Origin of the sequence: Candidatus Tisiphia endosymbiont of Oplodontha viridula, from assembly GCF_964264865.1 — a bacterium.
In the GTDB taxonomy this organism is placed as follows: Bacteria; Pseudomonadota; Alphaproteobacteria; order Rickettsiales; family Rickettsiaceae; genus Tisiphia.
The window spans coordinates 1,008,309-1,033,460 of record NZ_OZ183486.1 but is presented as its reverse complement, the minus strand read 5'-3'; the positions used below and the strand labels follow the sequence as shown (position 1 = coordinate 1,033,460).

At 30.9% G+C, this 25,152-nt stretch carries 26 protein-coding genes; 15 read left to right on the top strand and 11 right to left on the bottom strand.

Features of this window, described 5'->3' with window-relative positions; translation table 11 throughout:
- Nucleotides 1-108: 108 nt before the first annotated feature.
- The 4 genes from map to ACFEL1_RS05015 are packed head-to-tail and all read left to right on the top strand — an operon-like array spanning nt 109 to nt 2,909.
- On the top strand, nt 109-903 hold the full coding sequence (gene map, locus ACFEL1_RS05030; RefSeq protein WP_375330698.1) for a type I methionyl aminopeptidase: 795 nt from the start codon (nt 109-111) through the stop codon (nt 901-903).
- Between the two features lie 8 nt (nt 904-911).
- Nucleotides 912-1,592: a RadC family protein gene (gene radC, locus ACFEL1_RS05025; protein ID WP_342279072.1), complete on the top strand. Its 681-nt coding sequence runs from the start codon at nt 912-914 to the stop codon at nt 1,590-1,592.
- Complete coding sequence (locus ACFEL1_RS05020) at nt 1,589-2,608, top strand: UDP-phosphate alpha-N-acetylglucosaminyltransferase (protein WP_342279073.1); 1,020 nt, start codon at nt 1,589-1,591, stop codon at nt 2,606-2,608. The genes radC and ACFEL1_RS05020 overlap by 4 nt, the downstream gene beginning before the upstream one ends.
- Nucleotides 2,589-2,909, top strand: a complete 321-nt coding sequence (locus ACFEL1_RS05015) for a DciA family protein (protein ID WP_375331550.1) — start codon at nt 2,589-2,591, stop codon at nt 2,907-2,909. Before ACFEL1_RS05020 ends, ACFEL1_RS05015 begins: the two co-directional genes overlap by 20 nt.
- Before the next feature lie 15 nt (nt 2,910-2,924).
- Here the strand turns inward: ACFEL1_RS05015 and metG are convergent, their stop codons facing one another.
- The 6 genes from metG to ACFEL1_RS04985 form a co-directional block, all read right to left on the bottom strand.
- Nucleotides 2,925-4,463 carry a methionine--tRNA ligase gene (gene metG / locus ACFEL1_RS05010; protein WP_375330697.1) on the bottom strand — a complete coding sequence of 513 codons (1,539 nt, stop codon included), beginning with the start codon at nt 4,461-4,463 and terminating at the stop codon, nt 2,925-2,927.
- 170 nt (nt 4,464-4,633) lie between these two features.
- Nucleotides 4,634-5,029: a type II toxin-antitoxin system VapC family toxin gene (locus tag ACFEL1_RS05005; RefSeq protein ID WP_410521699.1), complete on the bottom strand. Its 396-nt coding sequence runs from the start codon at nt 5,027-5,029 to the stop codon at nt 4,634-4,636.
- A complete protein-coding gene (locus ACFEL1_RS05000; protein WP_342279075.1) occupies nt 5,029-5,253 on the bottom strand; it encodes an AbrB/MazE/SpoVT family DNA-binding domain-containing protein in 225 nt (74 codons plus the stop codon). The genes ACFEL1_RS05005 and ACFEL1_RS05000 overlap by 1 nt, the downstream gene beginning before the upstream one ends.
- A gap of 125 nt (nt 5,254-5,378) precedes the next feature.
- Nucleotides 5,379-6,146: an SIMPL domain-containing protein gene (locus tag ACFEL1_RS04995; RefSeq protein ID WP_375330696.1), complete on the bottom strand. Its 768-nt coding sequence runs from the start codon at nt 6,144-6,146 to the stop codon at nt 5,379-5,381.
- Between the two features lie 143 nt (nt 6,147-6,289).
- Nucleotides 6,290-6,544, bottom strand: coding sequence for a Txe/YoeB family addiction module toxin (locus ACFEL1_RS04990; RefSeq protein ID WP_341761710.1), 255 nt, complete (start codon nt 6,542-6,544; stop codon nt 6,290-6,292).
- Nucleotides 6,525-6,791 (bottom strand): type II toxin-antitoxin system Phd/YefM family antitoxin, encoded by a 267-nt coding sequence (locus ACFEL1_RS04985; RefSeq protein ID WP_341761711.1) that lies wholly within the window; start codon nt 6,789-6,791, stop codon nt 6,525-6,527. Before ACFEL1_RS04985 ends, ACFEL1_RS04990 begins: the two co-directional genes overlap by 20 nt.
- A 492-nt stretch (nt 6,792-7,283) precedes the next feature.
- On the opposite strand from ACFEL1_RS04985, the gene ACFEL1_RS04980 reads away from it, so the two are divergent.
- On the top strand, nt 7,284-7,661 hold the full coding sequence (locus ACFEL1_RS04980) for a hypothetical protein (RefSeq protein ID WP_341761712.1): 378 nt from the start codon (nt 7,284-7,286) through the stop codon (nt 7,659-7,661).
- A gap of 111 nt (nt 7,662-7,772) precedes the next feature.
- Nucleotides 7,773-9,260: a carboxypeptidase M32 gene (locus ACFEL1_RS04975; protein WP_375330695.1), complete on the top strand. Its 1,488-nt coding sequence runs from the start codon at nt 7,773-7,775 to the stop codon at nt 9,258-9,260.
- Between the two features lie 275 nt (nt 9,261-9,535).
- Here the strand turns inward: ACFEL1_RS04975 and ACFEL1_RS04970 are convergent, their stop codons facing one another.
- On the bottom strand, nt 9,536-11,488 hold the full coding sequence (locus ACFEL1_RS04970) for a primosomal protein N' (RefSeq protein ID WP_375330694.1): 1,953 nt from the start codon (nt 11,486-11,488) through the stop codon (nt 9,536-9,538).
- A gap of 185 nt (nt 11,489-11,673) precedes the next feature.
- On the opposite strand from ACFEL1_RS04970, the gene ACFEL1_RS04965 reads away from it, so the two are divergent.
- Nucleotides 11,674-12,387 (top strand): HD domain-containing protein, encoded by a 714-nt coding sequence (locus ACFEL1_RS04965; RefSeq protein WP_375330693.1) that lies wholly within the window; start codon nt 11,674-11,676, stop codon nt 12,385-12,387.
- Here ACFEL1_RS04965 and ACFEL1_RS04960 read toward each other — a convergent pair.
- From ACFEL1_RS04960 to hemE, 4 genes are all read right to left on the bottom strand, one after another.
- On the bottom strand, nt 12,314-13,702 hold the full coding sequence (locus ACFEL1_RS04960) for an MFS transporter (protein ID WP_375330692.1): 1,389 nt from the start codon (nt 13,700-13,702) through the stop codon (nt 12,314-12,316). The two genes, ACFEL1_RS04965 and ACFEL1_RS04960, sit on opposite strands and share 74 nt — an antisense overlap.
- Nucleotides 13,703-13,888: 186 nt before the next feature.
- On the bottom strand, nt 13,889-14,326 hold the full coding sequence (gene hemJ / locus ACFEL1_RS04955) for a protoporphyrinogen oxidase HemJ (protein WP_341761717.1): 438 nt from the start codon (nt 14,324-14,326) through the stop codon (nt 13,889-13,891).
- A 17-nt stretch (nt 14,327-14,343) separates the two neighbouring features.
- Complete coding sequence (gene hemH, locus ACFEL1_RS04950; RefSeq protein ID WP_375330691.1) at nt 14,344-15,432, bottom strand: ferrochelatase; 1,089 nt, start codon at nt 15,430-15,432, stop codon at nt 14,344-14,346.
- On the bottom strand, nt 15,410-16,429 hold the full coding sequence (gene hemE, locus ACFEL1_RS04945; RefSeq protein ID WP_342279085.1) for a uroporphyrinogen decarboxylase: 1,020 nt from the start codon (nt 16,427-16,429) through the stop codon (nt 15,410-15,412). The genes hemH and hemE overlap by 23 nt, the downstream gene beginning before the upstream one ends.
- 392 nt (nt 16,430-16,821) lie before the next feature.
- On the opposite strand from hemE, the gene ACFEL1_RS04940 reads away from it, so the two are divergent.
- The 8 genes from ACFEL1_RS04940 (at nt 16,822) to ACFEL1_RS04905 (ending at nt 25,094) form a co-directional block, all read left to right on the top strand.
- Nucleotides 16,822-17,655 carry a pyruvate, water dikinase regulatory protein gene (locus ACFEL1_RS04940; RefSeq protein WP_375330690.1) on the top strand — a complete coding sequence of 278 codons (834 nt, stop codon included), beginning with the start codon at nt 16,822-16,824 and terminating at the stop codon, nt 17,653-17,655.
- Between the two features lie 315 nt (nt 17,656-17,970).
- Nucleotides 17,971-18,294 carry a thioredoxin gene (trxA, locus tag ACFEL1_RS04935; RefSeq protein ID WP_342279087.1) on the top strand — a complete coding sequence of 108 codons (324 nt, stop codon included), beginning with the start codon at nt 17,971-17,973 and terminating at the stop codon, nt 18,292-18,294.
- 16 nt (nt 18,295-18,310) lie between these two features.
- The gene (locus tag ACFEL1_RS04930) at nt 18,311-19,048 is read left to right on the top strand and encodes an ABC transporter ATP-binding protein (protein ID WP_342279088.1); all 738 of its coding nucleotides are present in this window, start codon (nt 18,311-18,313) and stop codon (nt 19,046-19,048) included.
- The gene (locus ACFEL1_RS04925; protein WP_342279089.1) at nt 19,048-19,824 is read left to right on the top strand and encodes an ABC transporter permease; all 777 of its coding nucleotides are present in this window, start codon (nt 19,048-19,050) and stop codon (nt 19,822-19,824) included. Before ACFEL1_RS04930 ends, ACFEL1_RS04925 begins: the two co-directional genes overlap by 1 nt.
- 25 nt (nt 19,825-19,849) lie before the next feature.
- Nucleotides 19,850-23,143, top strand: coding sequence for an FAD-dependent oxidoreductase (locus ACFEL1_RS04920; protein ID WP_375330689.1), 3,294 nt, complete (start codon nt 19,850-19,852; stop codon nt 23,141-23,143).
- 1 nt (nt 23,144) lies between these two features.
- Nucleotides 23,145-23,669 (top strand): methylated-DNA--[protein]-cysteine S-methyltransferase, encoded by a 525-nt coding sequence (locus ACFEL1_RS04915; protein ID WP_342279090.1) that lies wholly within the window; start codon nt 23,145-23,147, stop codon nt 23,667-23,669.
- Nucleotides 23,670-23,762: 93 nt separating this feature from the next.
- Nucleotides 23,763-24,329, top strand: coding sequence for an elongation factor P (efp, locus tag ACFEL1_RS04910; RefSeq protein WP_341761725.1), 567 nt, complete (start codon nt 23,763-23,765; stop codon nt 24,327-24,329).
- Between the two features lie 6 nt (nt 24,330-24,335).
- A complete protein-coding gene (locus ACFEL1_RS04905) occupies nt 24,336-25,094 on the top strand; it encodes an inositol monophosphatase family protein (protein WP_341761726.1) in 759 nt (252 codons plus the stop codon).
- Nucleotides 25,095-25,152: the final 58 nt, after the last annotated feature.

The following is a 25,152-nucleotide window of genomic DNA, read 5'->3' as shown; positions in this document are numbered from 1 at the left end:
CGTCATTGCGAGAAGCCACTTTAATAGCTCCTCGCAATGATGGAGTAACATCAATCAGGTTATCTATGCTTTTAATAGATGATTTTAATAAAAAAAGTTAATTATTTTATGACCATAACAATTCATTCCCAAGAAAACTTTAAGAAAATGCATATTGCAGGCAAACTTGCTGCAGAAACCCTAGATTTTATTACTGATTACGTAAAACCAGGAGCGAGTACGATCTATTTAAATGATCTTTGCCATGAGTTTATTGTGTCTAATAATGCAATCCCTGCACCTTTGAACTATAATGGGTTTCCAAAATCAATTTGTACTTCTGTTAATCATGTAGTATGCCATGGTATTCCAAATGATAAACTCCTTAAAAATGGCGATATAATAAATATCGACGTTACTGTAATTGTCGATGGATGGTATGGTGATACTAGTAGAATGTATTATGTTGGTGATGTAGGAATTAAAGCAAAACGCTTAGTGCAGGTTACTTATGATGCTATGATGATAGGAATTGAACTAGTAAAACCAGGAGTACATTTAGGAGATATCGGAAATGCTATACAAACTTATGTTGAAAAACATAATTATTCAGTTGTTAGAGATTATACTGGTCACGGGATAGGGCGTATATTTCATACAGAACCAACTATTCTACATTATGGCAAAGCTGGCACTGGCTTGGTCTTGGAGGAAGGTATGTTTTTTACTATTGAACCAATGGTAAATGCTGGACATCACTCCACTCATCTAAGTAAATTAGACGGTTGGACAGTTACAACAAGTGATAAGTCATTATCAGCACAATTTGAGCATAGTTTAGGCGTAACCAAAGATGGTTTTGACATTTTTACTTTATCACCAAAACATTTGATACATCCACCTTATAAAACAGACTTATTGTAAAACTAAATATGAAAGATGATATACCCCATTATATTGGGCATAGACAACGCTTAAGACAACGTATTATTGTTTCTGCAGAAAATCTTGCAGATTATGAATTACTTGAAATGATATTATTTTTTGTAATACCTAGAAAAGATGTAAAACCATTAGCAAAGGAATTACTAACACAATTTGGTAGTCTCGCTAATTTAATAAATACAGATAAAGAAAAATTGCTTAATATTAAAGGAACTAATGATAATTTATATGTAAATTTTGTCATTATGCGTGAACTAACTAACAGAATGCTAAAACAAAAAGTAATAAATCAAAATGTAATTAGTTCTTGGAACGTTCTAATAGACTATCTAAAAGCAACGATGGGTAGCATGAAAACAGAACAATTTCGTATCTTATTTTTAAATAAAAAGAATGTCCTAATTGCTGATGAAGTTTTAAGCCAAGGCACTATAGATCAGGCAACAATATATCCAAGAGAAATAATTAAAAGAGCTTTATTTAATGAAGCTGGTGCAATTATATTGGTACATAATCATCCAAGTGGTGTTAGTAAGCCTTCAAATACTGATATTGAACTAACACACAAAATAGTAGAAACTTGTGCTAATATGAACATATCGGTTCATGACCACGTAATTATTACAGCAAATGAATATTTCAGTTTTAAATCTAATATGCTGTTATGAGTAACTTTATTAATTATAGTTTTTTGTTTTTATTATCTTTTATAGCAACAAGCTTTCTTACTTGGTTACTGATTTCTAGTCTTCCATCTTTTGGAGTGGTGGATATACCAGATCCACGTAGAGTACATAGTAGAATCACACCAAGAGGAGGTGGGCTTGCGATAGTTATAGTGGTAATAATTGCTCTTATCGCCTATGAATATTTTTCAACAAAAACTCTGATAAACTCAATTAAAATTGTACCTTTATTGCTGATCATTTCTACCATTTCATTTTTAGATGATCTTATTTCTATTCCAATATTTGTAAGGCTAATTTTTCACATAATTTGTTCTACAATAGCTATTTTTTTATTTTTATCTCCAGTAGTATTGTTTCATCACGAATTGCCTTTATATATTGATTTTGTACTATCTATAATAGGATTGATTGTCTTTTTAAATATTTATAATTTTCTTGATGGAATAGATGGTATTAGTGGTGCTGAATCTATTCATTTATCGATCACTATATTGATACTTTGTTATCTAAAATCTGATATAATAATAAATATAAATTTTATAATTGTGCTTAACATCATTATCTTAGCATGTTCCATAGGTTTTTTGATATTTAACTGGCATCCTGCTAAAATCTTTCTAGGGGACGTAGGTAGTATAAGCTTAGGATTTTTATTAGGTTTATGTTTGCTACTTATTTCAGCATCTAGTGTCCATTTGTTTGTTGCTTCATCTATTGCTAGCTTATATTACCTAGCAGATGGAGGATTAACCATACTAATTAGACTAGTTAATAAGGAGAAAATTTGGCAACCTCATTTAAAGCATTTTTTTCAAAAAGCAGTCAGAAATGGTAAAAGTCATAAGGAAGTAGTGAGTAGAATTATAATATGCAATATATTACTTATGGTATTATCAATTATTTCTCTGTATTTTCCTTTATTATCAATTATCTTTGCTATATTAGTAGTAATGGTTACAATAATTAATTTTGCCCATGAAACCACTCAGCCATGACATCAACATAATTATTAGACGAATCTTTGGTAAACAGCACCCATTGCTTGCAGAAATTATGATTAATTGGAGCAAGATTGTTGGACCAAAATTTAGTAGCAAAACTAGCTCATTAAAAATATCTAGCCCTAAAGAGAAAGGACAGAGAATAAATATTTTACATGTACAAGTGGAAAATTCGAGCATCGCCTTAGAAATATCATTTCACCAACAGATAATTATTGAGCGTATTTCCGTTTATCTAGGTTTTAAGGCCATACATAGTTTAAGAACTACAATATATGCTACAAGAAATAATTAGAATAGACTTCTATTTTCATCGAGTATTATCCTGAAATCTTGGAAATATAGGTTTGGGCTGGCTAATGTTACTACTTGGAATTAAAATAAACTCCTTTGTTAAATGTTTAAACATTCTCTGACTTTTTGGTACACCAAGCTGATCAAGCATTTTATTAGCCGAATCAGGAATAAATGGCTGTAACATTACAGCAATATATCTTAGTGTCTCAAGTAGCGTATATAACACCTCATTCATTCTTATAGGATCAGTTTTTTTTAACTGCCAAGGGGCTTCTCGATCTATATAAATATTGGCTTCTTCGGTTAAAGTAATAATATTTTCTAACACAGAATTAATAGCAAAAGTCTTAGTGAACAGTGAATTTTCTGATATAATTTGGTGGGATAGCTTCATTAAAAATGACTCATAAATGCTATCGATAGATTCCTTGCTAATTGACGGAATTTTTGCCTCATTGTTATTATAAACAAAGGCTAGAGTTCTTTGCAATAAATTACCAATTTTATTAGATAGCTCACTATTCACTCTATTGATTAAGCTACTACGAGAATAATTACCATCTGAGCCAAATATTACCTCTCTCATTAAATAATACCTAACTGGATCTAAACCAAACTCTTTTATTAATTGCAATGGATCAATTACATTCCCTATAGATTTAGAGATTTTTTGCCCTTCATTAGTCCACCATCCATGTGCCATAACACATTTTGGTAGCGACAAGCTAGCTGCCATCAAAAATGCTGGCCAGTATACGGCATGAAAGCGTAATATATCTTTACCAACTATATGAACATCAGCTGGCCAAAATTTGTTATACTGGCTTGTATCATTTGGATATCCTAAAGCTGAAATATAGTTGGTTAGTGCATCAAGCCATACATATATTACGTGCTTTTCATCATTTGGTACTTTAATTCCCCACTTAAAACTAGAACGCGATATGGATAAATCATGCAATCCGGATTTGACAAAACTAATAACTTCATTACGTCTAGTACTTGGTCTGATAAAATCAGGGTTGGCATCGTAAAAATCTAATAATTTATCTTGCCATTTTGATAGGGCAAAAAAGTAACTTGGTTCTTCAAGCCATTCAACAGGAGCTTTAGTCGGAGCTAGCCCATCTTCTGTTAATTCTGATTCATCATAAAAAGCCTCATCACGCGTCGAATACCAGCCCTTATAGCTATCAAGGTAAATATTGCCACTATCCAGCAATTTTTGCCATATACTACTTACTGCTTGTTTATGCCTAGCTTCTGTAGTTCTAATAAAATCATCATTAGAAATGTTCATTGAGTGCATTAATATACGAAAAGTTTCAGATACTGTATCGGTAAATATTTGTGGTTCAACATTTTGGGCAATAGCAGATTTTTCTACCTTTTGACCATGTTCATCAGTACCGGTCAGAAACATTACCTCTTTACCTGATAAACGCATAAATCTTGCTATTACGTCAGACGCAACGCTTGTATAAGCATGCCCTATATGAGGTATATCATTAACATAATAAATAGGGGTGGTAATATAATATGTATTTTTCATAATGAATTTATAATGGATAAACCTATATTTGTTATAGTTATTCTTGCTAAATATGTATACTATAAAAATAGTTAATTTGAGCCGCTTGTTGCCGATGAAAGCAAGCCAGTGTCATCTCGAAATCAAGCAGTCACAAGTATACATTAGAATAAGAATGTAAATCTTTTGACCTAAGGGTGAATAAGATGGAGTTTAGAAAAATATGTTTTGTAACGTGCTACATCTCTTGTAAGAAGAGGAATATTTAATACAAACGCATGTACTCCGATAAAGAAATTTGGTAATACGGAGTTTTTCTTGCCACTATTTGCTTTTTTATATTGTATAAAAACTTTTCCTGCTAAAAATAGGGCTTCTTTAGGGATAGGAAGAACTTTAAAATTATTGCCGATTACTTCTTCAAGTTCTTCAATTCTTTCAAATCCTATTGAAACTTCTGTATATATATAATCATTAATTGCTAATTCATGAAATTGCGATAATTTTAACAATTGGTTAGAAGACCAATTATACCACCTAGCATCACAGGTGATAATATCTAATAATATATTACTGTCAACTAAGATTATGATCTAGTTAATTTCATTATGGTATCAGTAGACATTTTTACTGTGCTTTTTCCAAACATATGCAATATTAATTTATTACCTCTATTATTTTGATTTTGATATTTTTTTAATAGAACGCCGTCTTCTTTTTCTATAAAAGTGATTTCTGTATCTGGCAAGAAACCAAATTTACTTCTAATATCTATAGGTATAGTTATTTGCCCTTTACTAGATACTTTCATAATTATTACCTCGTGCTTTCGTTGCGCTATAAGATATAAGTGTCGGCTCATCGCAGCTACCTTAACGCTAATTGTATAGGCTAGTGCTATTTAAGAAATTTTCTATCAGAAATATAAGTGGTACTTTATCGCTTATTCCCTAACACTGAGCCGTATTTAAGCAAAGCAGTAGCTGAAACAGTTATAGTTACCTCACTTGTGCTTGGTTCTGCAACTGGCATATTAACCACACTATCATCAGCATTTACAGGTGATCCCATCATCAATCTAGGCACTGGCATTCTCCTTGCTTCAGGATCAACATTTATCATAGTGAATCCATCGTATTCTTTACCAAGAGCTTTAGCTACACGTATAGCTCGTTGCTTTAGTTTTGCAATAGCAGCTTCTATCATAGAATCTCGAATGACTTCTCTTTTTTCATTAGAAAGAGTATAATTTAAACTTTGTATTAATAGCCCTTCATTCTGTAATTTTCCAATTAATGTCAATAAAGCCTCAGATGATTTGCTTTTCAGTGATAATACCTGAGTACCACGCCACATTTTTTTCTTTACTTTATCTTTTTTATTATCAATATTTTGGTCTTGGTTATATTGGTAAACATAATATTGTTCTGTTGATACAGTAATATCTTCAACTTCTTTAGCCATTTTTACTGCTTTAGACATCATTAGGTTAATCTCATCCTGTATATATTTTAGATCAACTCCTTCTTTTTCTATTCGCATACTAGATATAAGTAAATCTTCTTTTACATCCATTTGTTCAGTAACAGATATATTAAGATACGAACCATCATGATTTGTTGGTAAATCTTTAGACTGCATAGCAATTGCTGGTAAAGTAAATGATATTAACGCTATAGCAATAGTAAGAAGACTTTTATACATAATACCTACCCCTAGAATAGTTTTGTTTTTTGAGATTATCCAAAACACTCCATCTTATTTCAAAAAATTGTATTAATAATATAACCAAAGCTAGGCATATTTTTAGCAAAATTTAACTTTTGCCCCTGATTTTGAATCCTCTCTTAATAGTGATATTTACATTGCACTATATAAATAGTGTTATCTTTAGTGGTATATACTAACCTATGCTCCTGATTTATTCTTCTTGACCAATATCCAAATAAACTAAATTTTAAAGGTTCAGGTTTGCCAATACCCGAGAAAGGTGAACGAGATATATCCTTGATTAACTGGTTAATTTTTTCTAAAATTTTTATATCATTTTTCTGAAAATAAAGATAATCCTCCCAAGCATCATTATGAAATAATACTTTCATTTATAGTGATATTTTTAAAATTAATATTTTCGTTAAGGTCATTAATTGCACGGTTGAGTCTTTCTGAATTTTTAGGACTCTTTAATAAGTAGCAAGTTTCTTCTAAAGCATTATAGTCATCAAGGGACATTATCACTACAGATTTTTGTTTTTGTCTAGTAATGATTAAAGAGTGATGATTTGTACAAACTTTATCCATAATGCTAGACAGCTTATTACGTGCTTGTGTATAAGATATTGCTTCCATTATATTGACATATTTAAGTACATGTACATAATATTATTACATACTCTACGTTAGATCAATATTAAAAAGAAAAATTTTCAATAGATTTTGTCTTAACCTATTTTACTATAGTTTAACCATCGAATATGTTTATTATATAACATACTTTATAAGTATAACAAAGTTAATTGATATAATGCTCGTTTTTTTAATAACATAAATTCAAATCAAATAATATTGATGTTCTGTATCAGATATGATATTGTAAATTTACAGAAATTCTAGGTTTTGTATGCCTGCTAAACGATTATTGGTATCTTTAGATGAAGAATTTTTAATGAAATTACAAATCTTGCTAAAGTCAATAATAAATCATCATCTAATATAGCAAAAAACCTTATTATTGCTATGTTTAGAACTTCAAGAGGAAAAAATGTTTGCTAAATTAGCAGATATAAAGAATTAGTTTTTTCTTTATTATTATATTAATTTATAACTCATCAAAAAATACTTATGGTACTGCATCTTAAACACTATATACAAATAATCTTATTTTTAATTCTATTTATTTCTAATGCTAATGGCGAAGAAAATAATACTAAGGAGTACATTTCCCCTTTACAGTTAGCTATAAATGAAATGGGTCTAAATAGGAGTTTAGAATTGACAAACACTCTGATTAGTCAAAAACTATCAAGTGTTGAATCGCCTACATCTGTTATTATTACTATTGAACAGTCAGGTTTGCTGGATGACTCTATTGCGGCAATACAAACTGTATTTGTTTTTTCTTTAAATAATGATATATGGACATTAAGTAGTAAGACAACTAAACAAAGATGCCAACGAGGTAGAGGTCATAAGGGCTTCTCAACAAAACCGTGTCATTAGAGTTAAAGGATATTAGCAACATTTACGTAAAAATGTAGCATAAGGCTGTAAAGCAGTATTTTTTAATCCAAAACTGAGGTTTAAAGCAACTTTTGAAGTAGGGGGAATTATATGAAACATTATACATTATTAGAGCAAGAGTTAGAGCAAATTTTTCAAATTAATAACGTGATTAACATACTTTATTGGGATATCGCAGTAAATATTCCGCATGGATCAATTGATAGTAGAACAAACGAAATAGCACTACTATCTTCCATAGCCCACTCTAGGTTACAATCGAAAAAATTAGCTGAACTAATAGAATCTGTCTCTGAAAACGTGAACACTCTTGATGTTTGGCAGTTAGCTAATTTAAGAGAAACAAAAAGACGAATTACAGAATCTACATGTATAGATGATGATTTATGGAAAATGTATGTTACTGCTAGTGCAAAATGTGAGTTAATTTGGCGAGATGCTAGAAAAAATAATGATTATCTATCACTTAAACCTTACCTACAAACAGTATTAGATTGCGTACAAAAAATGGCTAAATCTAAAGCCAATGCACTAAACTGTTCTGTATACGATGCTTTACTTGACACATATGATCCTGAACGCACACTTGATGAAGTTAAAGTAGTGTTTAATAATCTAAAAAAAACTATACTAGAATTAATTAGTCAAATAGTAGAAAAACAAAGTAAAGAAAATGTTCTACCTATCACTAATAGTATTAGTGAAGCACAACAAAAATTAATTGCTAAAAAGCTTATGGAAATAATGGGTTTTAACCTCACTAAAGGTAGGTTAGATGAATCAACCCATCCATTTTGTAGGGGTACTCCTGATGATGTTAGGTTAACTAATAGATATAATGAGCATAATTTTATTTCAGGGATTATGGGGATTATGCATGAAACTGGTCATGGTTTATATGAACAGGGCTTGCCCAGCAAATATAAAAACCAACCAGTAGGTAAGGCGAAAGGTATGGCTGTCCATGAAAGTCAATCTTTATTTATGGAAATGCAAGTAGGTAGGTCAGAGGAATTTTGTCAATATCTATCAAAGCTACTTAAGGATGAATTTGGATTTAAAGGACTAGAATATTCTGCAGAAAATCTTTACAAATTAATGACAAGAGTCAAACTAGGTTTTATTAGAGTAGAAGCAGATGAAGTGACTTATCCAATGCATGTAATAGTTAGGTTTGAACTAGAAAGATTACTAATTAGCGGAGATTTATCTTTAGATGATCTACCACATTGTTGGAATAATAAGATGCAGGAATATTTAGGCATTACTCCACAGAACGATAAAGACGGATGCTTACAAGATATACATTGGCCAATGGGCAGTTTTGGTTATTTTCCATCCTATACTAATGGAGCAATTATTGCTTCAATGGTCATGAAAAAAGCACAGGAAGTTAATCACAATATAAAAAAGGAAATAACAAGAGGAGAATTCAATGGTGTAAACCAATTCTTAGATAATAATATTAGAAGCTATGGCTCATTAAAAAATACCAGTGAATTAATTAAAGACGCTACGGGTGAAGATCGCATTCAATCGGAAATATTTTTAAAATATCTCCAACAAAAATATTTATAACTTATTTAACCTCAAATATCTGTAACAAGTTAATATTAGGCTCAGTATTATCGCCACCCCTGCGGAAGCAGGGGTCTAAAAAAATAGCCAAGAAGACTATTCAACATTTTTAGACCCCGAATCCGTCATTCGCACCGAAGGCTCTCACTGGTCTAGGATGACATCACCGACTTAAACCGGACACCAACACACCTTCACGGGGATGACGACATTGTGAATAACTACAAATGTAGTACTAAGCTAAAGCTTTTACTTGGATAACCGTGAAAGTAATATCAATAAAAACTCTTAGGATCTATATCCACTTTCAAATGACAAAAAGAAGGGATTTTGATTAAACTTAACCATGTTTGTAAAAATTTTTGTAAATTAAATTTCTTATCCACTATGATTAGAATACGGTAGCGAAACTTTCCTGCTAATTTAAACATTAATGCACTAGATGGTCCGAGTATTCTAGCTGAACTTTTTGGTGCAATTGCAACTAGAGTTTTGGATATTTCAAGTACTTTATGCTCATTTTTCCCAGACAAAATTATTGATGCCATTTTGGTGAAAGGAGGCATATTCTCTGCTTGCCTTGTTTCAAGTTCATATTGTAAAAACTGATCTCCTCCATTTTTTATATAACTAAATATAGCATTATCTGGGTAATAAGTTTGCATTAATACTAGACCTTTTTTATCTTCTCTTCCTGCCCTACCTCCTACTTGGTGAAGTAGTTGATAATTGCGTTCACTTGACCGCAAGTCTCCACTACTAATAGCCCCAAGATCAGCATCAACAACACCTACTAAAGTAAGGTTGGGAAAGTGATAACCTTTAGTAATCATCTGAGTACCAATTAGAATATCAACCTCAGAATGCTCCATTTTATATAGTAATTCGCGGATCTTTTCAGGTTTTTGGGCATAATCTTTGCTAATTACCGCAATTTTACTATCGGGAAAAAGATGCCTAGTTTCTTCTTCAATTCTTTCAATCCCAGGACCACAAACAGTTAAAGACTCTTCTTCCCGACAATCAGGACAAAAAATGTGAATCCTACTTTGATAACCACAATGGTGACATTCAAGTTTTTTGCTAGATTTATGTACCACTAACCAAGCAGAGCAAGAATTACAAGTAAAACGATAACCACAAAGTTTACATAGCATCACAGGGGCATAACCCCTACGATTCAAAAATAATAACACCTGCTCTTTGCTTGCTAGCTTTTTACCAATTAATGCTATTAACTCCTTAGATAAATAAGAATTTTTTGATAATTTCTCCTTTTTCATATCAATTATTTGAATTTCTGGCAAAGTAGCCTCCTGATAACGATTTGACAATTCAATTAATTGATACTTATTGGTACTTACGTTATAAAGTGTTTCAATAGACGGAGTAGCCGAGCATAATACTACTTTTATTTTGGATAAGCTTCCCCGCAATACCGCCACATCGCGAGCATTATATAATATACCATCATCTTGCTTATAAGAACTATCATGCTCTTCATCAATAATAATTAATCCAAGATTACTATACGGTAGAAATAGACTACTTCTAGCACCAATTATAACTTTAATTTCATTGTTGAGCAAACCTCTTAAAATCATCTTTTTCTGAGCTTTAGTAACCGCAGAATTCCATATTACTGGCTGAAAGCCAAAGCGTGCTATAAAACGATTTATAATTTGCTGACTTAAAGCAATTTCTGGTAACATTATCAATATTTGGTTACCTTGCTTCAAATAATCAGCCAATAGATGAAAGTAAATTTCTGTTTTACCTGATCCGGTTACTCCCTTAATAATTGATGGTTTATCTGATTGACTTAATAGAGAAAGTGCTTCTTGTTGCTCTATTGAAAGAGTTGGCAAAATAAAATCTTTGTTTAATTCTTGATGCTTTATTTTTATAGGTTGCTGGGCAATATCGATCGGCAAAGCCAACTTAGCAACTGAACCAAGTGAAGTCATATAATAATTAGCAGCCCATTTAATTAAATCTAATATTTCCTGATTAAACCTAAATTCAAGTGGCACTTTCTGTTTAATAGATTTGATTTTAATAGTTCCCTCTGAAACTTCAGTATCTAATTGCCAAACTATACCCGTTAATTCTTTATTTCTAAATGGGACAACTACTAAATCTCCTATAGCTAATTTTAATTCATTTGGAATTAAATAATCCAACGGGAAAAGCTTAGCTAATGGTAATAATATTTTGGCAACTTGCATTGAAATTCATTTTCAGGTCATTTGAGTATACCATATACTATATACTAATTATCAGAAGCACTAATAGATAAACAACAACAAAATGCAAAAATATTGATCTTTTTCAAAAAAAATATAATAAATTCCTAGTAATATTCTAATTTTTAGTTTAACTTGTATAGTGATTTAAAATATTATAGTTTTTTATGGAAGATATTAACTATTGGGACAACTCAAAGTATGCACCTTGTCAATATGCTACTAGGTTACTGAACAAATTACGTAAGATAAATGAGGAAGTAAACCGGTCAATAGATATTGATGAGGTTAGAAAGGCTATTTATTACGCCAAAAAATATCACGGCAGCCAAATGAGGCAGTCTAGCGAACCCTATTACTCACATCCGATTGAAGTAGCGTATATGGTAGCGGAATATGCAGCATCAGAAATTCCAAGCTATTTCAGAACTGACATGATTGTTACCAGTATACTGCATGATACTATCGAGGATACAAAACTGACAGAAAAGATGATTGAATATATTTTTGGAAGTATAGTAGCTAGTCAAGTGGAAGCTTTAACTAGGGTTAAGCCTTACGGCAAGATTAGCTCCAAAGAGATTTTAAATTTATTATATCAACAAAAAAAATATGATGTAGCATTTATTAAAATTTTCGACCGAATTCACAACTTACAAACTATAGGAATTAAATCACCTGAAAAAGCTAGGAAGATTATTGAGGAAACTATAGAAGAATTTATACGTCTAGCTATACACTTAGAAACAATTGGTTTAGAAAAAAAACTAATAGAGCTATGTTACCAATATTTACCTACTATATCATCTAAGCAATATTTGCTACAGAGTCTAGATAAGTTTTCTTTTCAGAAAGATTTCCAGCATCTTTCTCGAGTTTAATAAAATGTGATAATCCATATGCAAAACCTGCAATCGTTGGAATTATAATAATAAACAACCCCCAATGACCAAAATAATCTGTTAAATAAACAAGACTAACAGAAGTGATAGCATATATTAAAGCTCTTGATATAGCATATATCACACTAGCATAAGTAAAACGCTTAAAAACTGGAAAATATTTGAAGAATATTGCATTAGCCGGTGATGCATCACATGCAAAGAATAGTAATAAAGATTGAACTATCAGTATATCAAAGCCAGTTGTTGCTCCATTTAATAAAAATGGAGTCGCAAGTAAAGTAATAGAAGATAAAATTAATTTTATTTTTAAAATCATTAGTGGATATATTTTATTGCTTAAATATACCACTAGAGAAACATTAACCACCATCACAGCCGAAATAATGAAATTATTATTGATAATTTGCTCAGATGTGTAATTAAAAGAATATTTTAAAATATTAGCACCATGCATATAAGCCAAGTAAAACATCACTGACCACATACAATCTACTAACAGTAAACTTATTGTTGTTTTCCAATTAATTTTTTCTTGAATATTGAGAGTATCTTGCATTACATGTTCAACGTCAATGTTAGATCCTATACCTTTCAACTGTTGGAAAGTTCTGTTTAATCGACGTTTAGCGTCGGCAAATTCAGGCGTTTCTCGCAGCGTTGCCCTAGCAATCATACCAACTAATGCCACACCTGCACCAAACCAAAAAGCCAGTCGCCAATTAACATTATAAGAAGTTACAATAAAGGCTATACCTAAAGCACCAAATGTACCTAAAGCAGCACAGAAATTCATCATAGCTACAGAAACATATCGTCCTAGTGGTTGTAGATACTCTGTTAGGTATAATTGGGCTCCTGTGATTTCCCCCATAGAAGTCATACCTTGCACAATACGACATATTGTCACCAGCCAAGCTGCAGTAATCCCTATTTGAGCAAAAGTTGGCAAATTAGCCATGACAAAACAAGATATTGCCATTAAAAAAGTTGTAATGACTACAGATGCTTTTCTTCCTACATTATCGCCTATCCAACCAAATATTAATGCACCAAATGGTCTAAGCAAGTAAGTAGAACAAAAAGCAGCGGCTGAAAGAAGAGTAGCCGTATGCGGGTCAGTTTTTGGAAAAAACAACTCATTAAGTAATACCGCCATATGCACATAAAGCATTAAGTCAAAATACTCGAGAAATGTCCCTATTGAAAGTAATCCAACAACCTCTTTTTGTTCTTTAGTTAAACTAGTCTGTTTTTGCATAATCTTATTATCTGCTTGGATAATTTTGCTCATATAGTTGTTTAAACTTCACTGTTATGTTATCTATAGTTAACTATAATAATTAACCTCATTTCGATGTAAGACATTGGTTTAATAGCCTAGGGTGACATCACCCATAGGTTAATTACTTACTTCAATAATTGTTATATGCGTCACGATTAGAAATCAGTAATATAAATAATAAAGTAGAAAAATATATTAATCAAATGGTTTAACAATAACCATAACAACAGCCACTATCATCAACAGTGCTGGTACTTCATTAATGATACGATAAAATCTTTCAGAATGATTATTTTTGCCTTCAACAAAATTCTTCCTCCATCTAGCTAATAAACCATGAAAAATAGTGATACCTAGAACTGCTGTCATTTTTACGTAAAACCATGTTCCTAAAGCTACTAGCCCATATATGTAACTATTTATTATACCTAAAGTATAAGTGCTGATCATAGCCGGATTCATAATTATTCTAAGTAACCTTTTTTCCATTAATTGAAACATCTTGTCAGTTTCACTACCTACTACAACTTTAGTGTGGTAGACATATAATCTTGGTAGGTATAGTAAACCTATCATCCAAGAAATTGCTGATACAAGATGGAATGCTTTAAACCATAAATAATAACTAGCCATTAATTTTACCCCATTACTTAGTTTTTTAAATTACAAGGACACATAGTAAAATTATAAGGACATACTCTTTTATTAATTGAACTACATATCAAATTTTTTGTATCGAAACCATAATTAACTAAATTTGATACCATTTTAGTTATGCTATTGATGAACAATTTATTTATTCCAAGAGCAGGAGTCCTAATATATTCTATTTTGTACTTACCAGCAATCTTTCTATATTCAATGTCCAATTCTACCAGCGTTTCAACATGTTCTGATACAAATGCTATTGGGACTATTATAAGAGATTTATCTTCTTTGCCTGCTATCTCAATTTCATCCTCCGTATTAGGTTTAAGCCATTCCACTGAACCAACACGACTTTGATAAGTTATTTTATAATCTAAATTATCTATACTAAGCTTAGACACCAAACTTTCTACAGTCTTTTCAATCTGCCACTGATATGGATCTCCTGCTTTTATTATTTTTACAGGCAGACCATGAGCTGAAAATAATATACGAAAATTTTTTTTGTTTTTCAATTTTTTAAATGATTGCTTTATTAATGATAAATGAGCTTTAATAAATTCGTCATCGATAGGATAACAACAAATAGTTTTAATATTTTGGGAATATTCACTTTTATTTTTATAAAGAGAAGATATAAAATCTTTAATCGAAGATCCAGTAGTGGTGCTAGAAAAATGTGGGTATAATGGTAACAATATTATTTCTGAAGGGTTATACTCATTTATTTTTCTTACTGCTTCTTCGGAATCAGGATAAGAATAACGCATTGCTATAAAAATCCTAAAATCCTCTTTCAGAGTTTGTTTTAACTTCTCTGTAATAGCATCTTTTTGAGATTCTGTTTCTTGTAAAATAGGTGAATTATTACCTACTAGAGAATATATTTCCTGAGATTTTCTATTTCTAGTAATTGATATTATCTTAGCAAGAATAAACCTTAGGGGATTTGGTAGGTTAATAATTGCTTTATCATAAAATAAGTTAAATAGAAATCGTTTAACTGAGCTTAAGCTATTTGGTCCACCAAGATTAAAAAGTACGATGGCTATTTTTTTTTGAGATATTTTAGTATTTAAATTCTCTAACATAATTAACTAAAAACTCAACATTTTCAACTGGTGTATTTGGTAAAACACCATGTCCAAGATTAAATACAAAATTTTTTTCTTTAAAGTTTGCAATTATTTTACTTACTTTTTCTGCGATAATTTCTTTATTAGTAAGCAATATAAATGGGTCTAAATTACCTTGTACAACAATTTTCTCACTCCATAATTTCATGGCACTAGCTGGTACAAACTGATCTACTCCAATAGCATCCACTCCAGTATTACTAATATATTTTTCATATAAAATCCCAGAACCTCTTGGAAAACCTATAATCGGTAAATATGGAAACTGTTTTTTTAAAGCTACTACTATTTTTTTTGTTGGTTGCACTACAAACTGATCATATTCTGCTTCTTCTAATATCCCTGCCCATGAATCGAATAATTGTACTAAATCTGCCCCAGCTTTTATTTGTCCTATTAAATGAATAATAGTTTTTTCAGTAATAAAGTCTAGAAGTTCTTGTGCTAGGTTATTATTTTCATAAATAAATTTTTTACTTGTTTCAAAACTTTGTTTGCCTCTTCCTTCAAGCATATAAGTCATTACCGTCCATGGACTACCGGCAAAACCTATCAATGCAGTATCAACTGGCAAATTTTCTTTAGTTTTATCGATTATTTCATAAATTACATTTAGTTTTCCATTAGAATTTCCTTCAAGATATTTAAAATCTTCTTTTGATTGAAATTTACGTAATATTGGTCCTATATTTTCTTCAAATTTTACATCCCAGCCAAGTGCATCAGGTAAAACCAAAATGTCAGAAAAAATTATAGCAGCATCAAAGCCATACCTCCTTATTGGTTGTAAAGTCACCTCTACAGCCTTATCAACATTATAGCATATATCTAAGAAACCACTAACAGTTTTTCTTATTTTTTGATATTCAGGTAAATATCTACCAGCTTGACGCATTAACCAAATAGGTACAAGATTATTTTTTTTCTTAAAAGTTTGTAAAAGCTGATTCATGAAATAATCCATAATAATCTATATTATATATAATATTTTTTTAGTTGATATAGACATTGTTAATATGTAGATTAATTATATATACACATAATTATACACATTTTTTTATTGCTAAATTACTAGTAAGGTTTATTGATTATAATTATTACTCACATTATTCATAGGATTATTTTTTTAGTGGATAATTCATAGTGGTTTATGTGTGTAGAATGAGAAAACGTGAAGGACATTAGATATCTAGCATTTTACACACAAAATTATCCACAAAATTATTCTTTAAATTATAGAGGTTATTAACCTCTATATACGGGATATATATGAGTAGTTATTGATTACTTTTAATATAGAGATTAAAATATGAATAAAAAATTATCCACAAAGACTAATAAACTATGAGTAAGCTGATTATTCACTTAGTTTCAGATTCTTCAGTGCAAACAGTTAAACATGCAGCTAATAGTGCTTTGTCACAATTTAGCAAAATTGAGTCAAAATTGTATCATTGGCCAATGTTAAGAAGTGCAGAATCATTAAATGAGGTTTTGAAAAAGATCAAGATGAAACCAAGCATTGTATTATACACTATCTTAGATTATGAACTAAGAAGAAATTTAACTAAATTTTGTTATGATTTAAAAATTCCTTGTATCTCTGTTGTAGGTAGAATTGTAAAAGAAATTTCAGTTTTTTTAGGTGTGGAAACAGAAGAAAGTTTAGTTTATGATTATAAATTTGATGAAGGTTATTTTGATAAGATTCATGCTATTGATTATACTCTTAGACATGATGATGGTCAGATGACTAGTGAATTAGACGAAGCTGATATTATTCTGATTGGTCCTTCTAGGACATCAAAAACTCCAACTTCCGTATATCTAGCATATAATGGATTTAAAACAGCAAATGTGCCTTATATTCATGGTTATCCGTTTTTAGACTTGTTAGGTAGCATTACAAAACAGCTTGTAATTGGTTTGATTATTAACCCAACTCGGCTAATTGAAATAAGAGAAACTAGAATGCATTCACTACAGATGAGCGATAATACTAATTATACAGATTTTAAAATAGTCCAAGAAGAATGTATGCAAGTAAAACAAATTTGCGAGCAACAAGGATGGCCAATAATTGATGTTTCAAGAAGATCTGTAGAAGAAACCGCTGCTGTAGCTATGAAACTTTATTATGATCGTAAGAAATATGTTCTTAACAATTTTAGATACTAACATTTTTAAGTAAACTTAAAGCAGTCATTTACAATAAGAATTTTACTTAGTATGATTATATAGTTAACCCGAGAAGGTTTTGGCTAAAGACGATGTCCATAACTGTTGAAAGTTAAAAAAACCGTCTATTAGCGAAGTGCTGTTGTAAGGGTTAAACCGTCATTGCGAGGAGGCTGTAAAGCCGACGAAGCAATCCAGTAACATCATTTATCTATAGATTGTTTCCTAGATTGCTTCGCTTACGCTCGCAATGACGGTTTAAGCCTTACAACAAACTCAGGTTAATTGTTAAAACAAGATTAAAAATAAGAGATTATGGCAAGTAATATAACAGATGATTCTTTTAACAAAGAAGTTTTAGAGTCCACCACACCTGTATTAGTTGATTTTTGGGCTGGATGGTGCGGACCATGTAAAATGTTAACACCTATTATTGAAGAATTAAGTAAGGAATTAGTGGGCAAAATAAAAATCGTTAAAATGGACATAGATCAAAATCCCAATATACCTTCAAGTTTAGGTATTCGTAGTATACCTACAATGATTTTGTTTAAAGATGGGAAACAACTAGCTACTAAGACTGGAGTATTCCCCAAAAATATTATTGAAGAATGGATTAACTCTTCAGTAAAAATATAACTCATATTTTTAATGTATGACGTCTAAACTAGTATTTATAGAGATATCTGATGGTTGTGTAGAAGGAATCAATAACCAACAAAGAGTAGAAAGTTTAAGACACTTTTTTATTAAAGGAGGTAAACTTTTTCCTTCGTCAATTCCTATCTTAAATAATATAAATCTTTCCTGTCAAAGAGGCGAAAAAATTGCCTTTATTGGTAGCAATGGTTCAGGTAAGAGTTCTTTGCTTAAAGTAATTGCTGGAATTTACCCATTAAAGTTTGGAAAAATTAAAGTTCATGGTAACTTTGCCGCCATTATTGAGATGGGAGTAGGTTTTGAATTAGAGCAAACTGGCAGAGAAAATATCAAAATGCTTATGATTTACAATAATATGTTAGGTAAGTACAGTAAAGAACTGGAACAAGAAATTATAGATTTTTCTGAGCTAGGGAGTAAAATAGATTTGCCGGTAAAAAATTATAGCTCTGGTATGTTATCAAGATTAGCTTTTTCTGTATCGGCTTTTCAAGATTCAGATATTCTTTTGTTAGATGAGGTGTTTGCTGCTGGTGATAGTCATTTTATTGAGAAGTCGACTAATTTTATGAAAAATAAGTTACAAAATATACCTATTTTAATATTAGTAAGTCATCAAGAAAATATTATTAAGGAGAATTGTAATAGATGTGTATTATTAAAAGAAGGTAGTATTATCGCAGACGGCAATCCAAATGAAATACTAAAAATTTATAATAGTGGGAATTATTAATGATAAAGTATTTTTTTTCCAAGAAATACTGGTTGTCAGTGGTATTATTAACCCAAGCTTCTATATCTCGTCAAAATAAAGATTCTTTTTTAGGTTCGTTATGGGGTTTAGTTCAGCCTTTTGTGCATATAATGATCATTTCATATTTTTTTGGATTTTTACTTAAGCTACCAAGAGAAGCAATGATTATGAACCTAGTCGGTGGTTTACCGTTATGGACATTTATTGTTAGCAGCTTAAATATGTCATCAAATTCATTAATTAATCGTAGTGGTATTATAAAAAAGGTAGTAATTTCTAGAACTATCTTTCCTATATCGGATAGTTTAACACAAGTTTATACCCTAATTTATTCGTTTACAGCTATGTATATAGCTTTTATCATTTTATACCCCGAAAGATTTAGTATATATATACTTTTTGTACCAATTCTTGTATTACCGTTGGTTATTTCTGTGATTAGTAGTTCTATCGCATTTGCATTTTTAACTCCTTATATACGTGATGTTCCACAGCTATTAAATTTGATTTTGAATGTTGCATATTGGACTATACCAATAGTGTACCCATATTCTATGGTACCAGAATCAAAGAAAATATTTTTTGAAATTAACCCCATTTTTCTTGTCATAAGACCAGTTCAATTCTTAGTAATAGAAGGAGTGTTGCCAGATGTATTTATGATTATAAAATCTTTTATTGTAGCCGTTATTGTTTCATTTTTCAGTTATCTTGGCTACAGATTTTTTTCTAAAAATGTCATATATTATATATAGCTAATCTAAAGAAGGTTTTAGCTATATGACACTTGCTTTTGGTTTAGATTTTATAGATTTAAATAAATTAGAAGGCTTAAAAAAATTAGATGAAATTTTTCTAAATTTTCTGCGTAGCCATAGTTATTCTCTTTATGAAATTATTTTATTGTTAAGGGTCAATCCCGATCAAGTTGATCAAAAATATTACTCAGATTTTTTATTAGAAATTTCGCCTGTTTTTGATGATTTTCTAGCTAAGTTATTTGGTATTGAACAAGAAATAGCCAATCTAAGATTTAGTCATAAAGAGTTTGATGTAATTTATGAGTGTAAGAGAAAATTCATCCAGCGTATTGCAGTAAAAAAATATCCTCCTGAAAAACTAAAAGAGATTGATTTTGATAGTGTATCAATTTTTTTAGAAAAACTTTTAGGAGAGGAGTTTACCCAAGACAAGTTTGCTCGTCAAGTAATAAAATGGCAATTAGATGATGAAAAATATGCTTTTGAGTTAGATATAGCAGCAAAATATGCTGCCTTTATGGTTTATAATAGACCTCTTGCAGGAGTAGATTTTCAAAGGAGATTTAATGAATCTGAAAATATATTATTTTCTTTACCAAATAAAATAGATAAAAATAATTTAATAGATTTTAATAAGGTAGCTAAATATAAAAAACATGTAAGAGTAGGGTTTGATGGTTTAAATCCGATATCTAATCTAGATACAGTCTTAAATGCTACTCACTATTGTATCTACTGTCATAAACAGGGAAAAGACTCGTGTTCTAAAGGGTTATACTCGAATGATTCTGCAAATATACTACCGATTACGCCATCAAAGTCGGGCTGTCCGCTGAAGCAGAAAATCTCTGAGATGAATTATGTAAAGTCCAAGGGATTTAATTTAGCTGCTCTTGCTATTATTGTCATTGATAATCCAATGGTAGCTGCTACCGGTCATAGGATTTGTAATGATTGTTCCAATGCTTGCATTTATCAAAAGCAAGAACCTGTAGATATTCCTCTTGTTGAATCTAATATTTTGGAAACTACTTTGCTTCTACCTTACGGGGTGGAAATATATTTATTACTTACCAATTGGAATCCACTTAACATTTTTGCTCTGATGCCGAAGCCTCCAACTAATTACAAAGTTTTAGTAGTGGGTCAAGGACCAGCTGGGTTTAGTTTAAGCCATTATTTATTACGAGACGGACATACTGTAGTAGCTATAGATGGCTTAAAAATCATCCCATTACCTTTTGATATTAACAAGCCTATTAAATATTGGTCTGATTATAAAAAAAACTTATCAGAAAAAATACCTGAAGGTTTTGGAGGAGTAGCCGAGTATGGTATTACTGCAAGGTGGGATAAAAATAATTTAACTATATTACGTCTGATACTGGAGAGAAACAGTCATTTTAAGCTTTTTGGTGGTGTAAGTTTAGATAGTAATATAACTATGGAGCAGGTATTTCATTTAGGATTTGACCATGTTGCCTTGTGTGTTGGAGCTGGTAAGCCTAAAATCGCCCAAATGAAAAATTTTCTTGCAAAAGGTGTAAAAACAGCCTCCGACTTTCTAATGACCTTACAATCAGGAGGAGCTTTTTTAGAACAATCTAATACTAATTTGCTTATTAGGATGCCTATTATTATCATTGGTGGGGGACTGACCTCTATTGATGCAGCAACTGAGAGTTTAAATTATTATAAGTTACAAGTAGAAAAATTTCTAAAAAAGTATGAATTGTCAGTTGAAGAGAATGGGAAAAATCATACAGAACAAAATTGGACAGATGAGGACAGATTAATAGCCGAAGAATTTATCTTGCATGCAAAATTATTTAGGCAAGCACAAAATAAAGAATCTATAAAGAAAATCTTAGATGAACTAGGTGGAGTAACAATTTGTTATAGAGGAAAATTAAAGGATTCTCCTGCCTACAAGTTAAATCCTGAGGAAGTTATGTATGCTATGGCTGCAGGTGTAAATTTTGCTGAAGATATGATACCTTTAGGCATTGATGTTGATCAGTATACTTACGCTGAATCAATAGAATTTGATAATTTAGGTATAAGGAAAAAATTTAAGGTAAGGACTGTACTTATGGCAATAGGTACGCATAAATATAATAGTTATTTGGAAAATCATTCGAGTATAACAGACTTCCTAGATAAGTCAAAAATAGTTGAGGAATTTTCAGGAGAAACGAAGCCGAGCACCGTAGCGTACACAGGCGTACGTGAGGAGCACAGGCGAGTTTCGACTACAAAATTACCAACTAGATTGACTTATGCAGGAAGTCTAACATATTTTGGTGATTGTAATCCTCAGTACTCTGGAAGTGTGGTTAAAGCCTTAGCAAGTAGTAAAGAGGGGTACAAGTTTATTGGAAAAAAACTTATCAAAAATAAACCAAGTTTTTTTGGTAATAATCTAGATTTCTTCGCTAAACTAGATTATTTGCTAACTAGCCGTATCAAACGGATTGATATTTTATCTTATAAGATAGTAGAGCTGGTAATACATTCTCCTCTCGCTGCTCAAAATTTTCAACCGGGACAATTTTTCCGTTTACAAAATTATTCTAGTGATATTTCAAAAATTATCGAACCATTGGCTGTCACTGGAGCTTATGTTGATTCAGAAAAAGGGTTAATTCATTTGATAATTTGGCAAAATGGTAAATCAAGTAAATTATGTAGATATTTATCGCAAAATGAACTAGTAGTACTAATGGGACCTAGTGGTAAGCCAACTGAGATATTAAAGGATAGCAATGTAGTGCTTGTTGGTGGAGGAGTTGGAAATGCAGTTTTATGCTCAATAGCTAAGGCTCTTAAAAATAATAATTGTAAAATTATATATTTTGCTGGTTATAAAAATTTACAAGATAGGTTCTATCAAGAAAGAATAGAAGAAGCAGCAGATATAGTAGTTTGGTGTTGTGAAGAAGGTATTTTATCAAAAAATAGGGCGGAAGATATTAGTGTTAAGGGCGATTTGGTGTATGCTATAATGGGGCATTGTTACCTTTGGAAAAATTTTAGCATAGATAGGATAATAGCTGCGGGTAGTACAGAAATGATGGAAGCTATAAGCGATATAAAAGATAATTCTTTTGGTAACAAAACTCAACTAATAGTAAGTCTTAATTCTCCTATGCAGTGTATGATGAAAGGTATTTGCGGACAATGCATTCAGAAAGTTACAGATGAAAGGAAATATATTTTTACTTGTTCCTGCCAAGATCAAGATGCAAAAATAGTTGACTTCACAGGGTGTAAAAGTCGTTTAGAACAAAACTCTCTCCAAGAAAAAAATTAAAATGACAAAAATATATAGATATATAGACTTACCAATTGCTCTAATATACTCAAATGATTTGAATATATTATTGGTATCAGACGGGGATTTTTTAACAGGTTTATATTTTGTAGGGCAAAAACATATGCCAATTTTAGATAGTAGCTATCATGAACAGCAAAATTGCAGTATATTCGATCAAACTTACCAAGAGCTAACAGAATACATAAATGGTACTAGAAAAGAATTTACCGTACCTTACCGTTTCACGGGGACTAATTTTCAGGAGAAAGTATGGTCTACCATCTCTGCCATCCCATATGCTAGAGTGATGAGTTACAAAGATATTGCAAATTTAATATTTGCTCCTAAATCTGTACGTGTAGTAGCAAACACTGTGGCACGCAACACTTTGTCAATTATAGTGCCATGTCATAGGGTTATAGGTACTGATGGTAGACTAACTGGTTACGCTGGAGGGCTTGAACTCAAGAAAAAACTTTTAGAATTAGAAGAAGGCTATAAGGATATGTACATTATACTTTGACCTTTATCGATAAAAATGATAAAATAGACCTAGGTATGAATAACCAGCTTAAACAAATATACAAAAGAATTATTTTAGATAAGTGATAATAATATGAAAATTTCAGCAAATGCTATTAGGGCTGGTAACATTATAGTGTATAATAATGATTTATGGGTTGTGAGCAAAACACCTGAACATACCAAACCTGGTAAAGGTGGGGCTTATGTGCAAGTAGAGATGAAAAATTTAAAAACTGGTACAAAACTTAATGAGCGTTTTAATTCATCCGATTACGTTGAAAAAGCACAGCTTGAGAATAAGGATTTACAATTCCTATATTTTGAAGATGATAATCTCGTGTTAATGGATAATGAGACATTTGAGCAGATTTTAATTAATAAGGCAATTCTTGGCGAATGTTTGCCATTTCTTGAGGATAATATGGTACTCAAGGTACAGTTTTATGAAGAAAAAGCTTTAAATGCTGAATTACCGCAAACCGTTATTGCTGAAATTATGCAAACTGATCCTGTAATTAAAGGCTCTACGGTAACGTCTTCTTATAAACCAGCGATTTTAACCAATGGAGTAAAGGTAATGGTACCGCCTTATTTAGTTACCGGGGAGAAAATAGTTGTAAAAATTGAAGATATAAGCTTTGTTGAGAGAGCAAAGTAATATCTTATGCAACAACCTATAACTAACTTACTTATTACTGCATCATGTAAAGCTGTTAAGTTTTTGAAGAGAGATTTTTTAGAGCTGGAAATGCTTCAAAGATCTAATAAGGGAAACTATGATTTCTGCAATAAATCTTATATTAAAACACAAGATTTATTACGTAATGAGTTGCAAAAATATACAAGTTCTTTATTTTTTCCAGAGGATAAGTTTGAATTAGATAACGCTTCTGAGATGGTTTTCTTAATAAATCCGCTTGATAGTTTGAGTAATTTAGAAAAAAGTATACCATTTTTTGCTGTATCTATAACGTGTTTAAAAAAGATTAATAAAATTTTAACCACGGTTTGTACTGTGATAAACTTTCCAGCTCTTGATGAGATTTATTATGTTGAGAAGGGAAAAGGAGTATGGGTAGGAAATAATACCACTAATAATAGTGGTAGATTAAGGGTTTCTGCTTGTTCTAGTTTTGATAATTTTCTAATTTCTACTGACGATCTTAACATAAACCCAGTTTTTTTGAAAAATGCTAGGGTTTTTGGTTCTCATTGTTATGGAATGCTATTACTTGCAGCTGGTAAGATTGATGCTGTTTATTTTTCATCATTAAATTACACTTTAAAAGCTAGCTTTGATTTAATTGTCCGAGAATCAGGTGGAGCAATAATAAATAATGACAAAATGTTTGTTGCTACTAATTATGAACTTTCCGAGAAATTTAAACATCTATTACTTGAAAAAACGTCATTGAGTAGTTAATTTTTGTTGCCAAAATTTTTTACTTTTATTTTTTTGTTGTATCATATACAATTTTATT

What these genes read in the sequence shown, in the direction of transcription:
- ACFEL1_RS05015 (WP_375331550.1), top strand. Translation starts at nt 2,589, where the DNA reads ATGAAACCACTCAGCCATGACATCAACATAATTATTAGACGAATCTTT.
- efp (WP_341761725.1), top strand. Translation starts at nt 23,763, where the DNA reads ATGAAAATTTCAGCAAATGCTATTAGGGCTGGTAACATTATAGTGTAT.
- ACFEL1_RS04930 (WP_342279088.1), top strand. Translation starts at nt 18,311, where the DNA reads ATGACGTCTAAACTAGTATTTATAGAGATATCTGATGGTTGTGTAGAA.
- hemJ (WP_341761717.1), bottom strand. Translation starts at nt 14,326, where the DNA reads ATGGCTAGTTATTATTTATGGTTTAAAGCATTCCATCTTGTATCAGCA.
- ACFEL1_RS04970 (WP_375330694.1), bottom strand. Translation starts at nt 11,488, where the DNA reads ATGCAAGTTGCCAAAATATTATTACCATTAGCTAAGCTTTTCCCGTTG.
- ACFEL1_RS04905 (WP_341761726.1), top strand. Translation starts at nt 24,336, where the DNA reads ATGCAACAACCTATAACTAACTTACTTATTACTGCATCATGTAAAGCT.
- hemH (WP_375330691.1), bottom strand. Translation starts at nt 15,432, where the DNA reads ATGTTAGAGAATTTAAATACTAAAATATCTCAAAAAAAAATAGCCATC.
- ACFEL1_RS04995 (WP_375330696.1), bottom strand. Translation starts at nt 6,146, where the DNA reads ATGTATAAAAGTCTTCTTACTATTGCTATAGCGTTAATATCATTTACT.
- ACFEL1_RS04915 (WP_342279090.1), top strand. Translation starts at nt 23,145, where the DNA reads ATGACAAAAATATATAGATATATAGACTTACCAATTGCTCTAATATAC.
- ACFEL1_RS04980 (WP_341761712.1), top strand. Translation starts at nt 7,284, where the DNA reads ATGGTACTGCATCTTAAACACTATATACAAATAATCTTATTTTTAATT.
- ACFEL1_RS04975 (WP_375330695.1), top strand. Translation starts at nt 7,773, where the DNA reads ATGAAACATTATACATTATTAGAGCAAGAGTTAGAGCAAATTTTTCAA.
- map (WP_375330698.1), top strand. Translation starts at nt 109, where the DNA reads ATGACCATAACAATTCATTCCCAAGAAAACTTTAAGAAAATGCATATT.
- ACFEL1_RS04920 (WP_375330689.1), top strand. Translation starts at nt 19,850, where the DNA reads ATGACACTTGCTTTTGGTTTAGATTTTATAGATTTAAATAAATTAGAA.
- metG (WP_375330697.1), bottom strand. Translation starts at nt 4,463, where the DNA reads ATGAAAAATACATATTATATTACCACCCCTATTTATTATGTTAATGAT.
- ACFEL1_RS04960 (WP_375330692.1), bottom strand. Translation starts at nt 13,702, where the DNA reads ATGAGCAAAATTATCCAAGCAGATAATAAGATTATGCAAAAACAGACT.
- ACFEL1_RS04925 (WP_342279089.1), top strand. Translation starts at nt 19,048, where the DNA reads ATGATAAAGTATTTTTTTTCCAAGAAATACTGGTTGTCAGTGGTATTA.
- hemE (WP_342279085.1), bottom strand. Translation starts at nt 16,429, where the DNA reads ATGAATCAGCTTTTACAAACTTTTAAGAAAAAAAATAATCTTGTACCT.
- ACFEL1_RS04990 (WP_341761710.1), bottom strand. Translation starts at nt 6,544, where the DNA reads ATGAAAGTATTATTTCATAATGATGCTTGGGAGGATTATCTTTATTTT.
- ACFEL1_RS04940 (WP_375330690.1), top strand. Translation starts at nt 16,822, where the DNA reads ATGAGTAAGCTGATTATTCACTTAGTTTCAGATTCTTCAGTGCAAACA.
- trxA (WP_342279087.1), top strand. Translation starts at nt 17,971, where the DNA reads ATGGCAAGTAATATAACAGATGATTCTTTTAACAAAGAAGTTTTAGAG.
- ACFEL1_RS04965 (WP_375330693.1), top strand. Translation starts at nt 11,674, where the DNA reads ATGGAAGATATTAACTATTGGGACAACTCAAAGTATGCACCTTGTCAA.
- radC (WP_342279072.1), top strand. Translation starts at nt 912, where the DNA reads ATGAAAGATGATATACCCCATTATATTGGGCATAGACAACGCTTAAGA.
- ACFEL1_RS05020 (WP_342279073.1), top strand. Translation starts at nt 1,589, where the DNA reads ATGAGTAACTTTATTAATTATAGTTTTTTGTTTTTATTATCTTTTATA.
- ACFEL1_RS04985 (WP_341761711.1), bottom strand. Translation starts at nt 6,791, where the DNA reads ATGGAAGCAATATCTTATACACAAGCACGTAATAAGCTGTCTAGCATT.
- ACFEL1_RS05000 (WP_342279075.1), bottom strand. Translation starts at nt 5,253, where the DNA reads ATGAAAGTATCTAGTAAAGGGCAAATAACTATACCTATAGATATTAGA.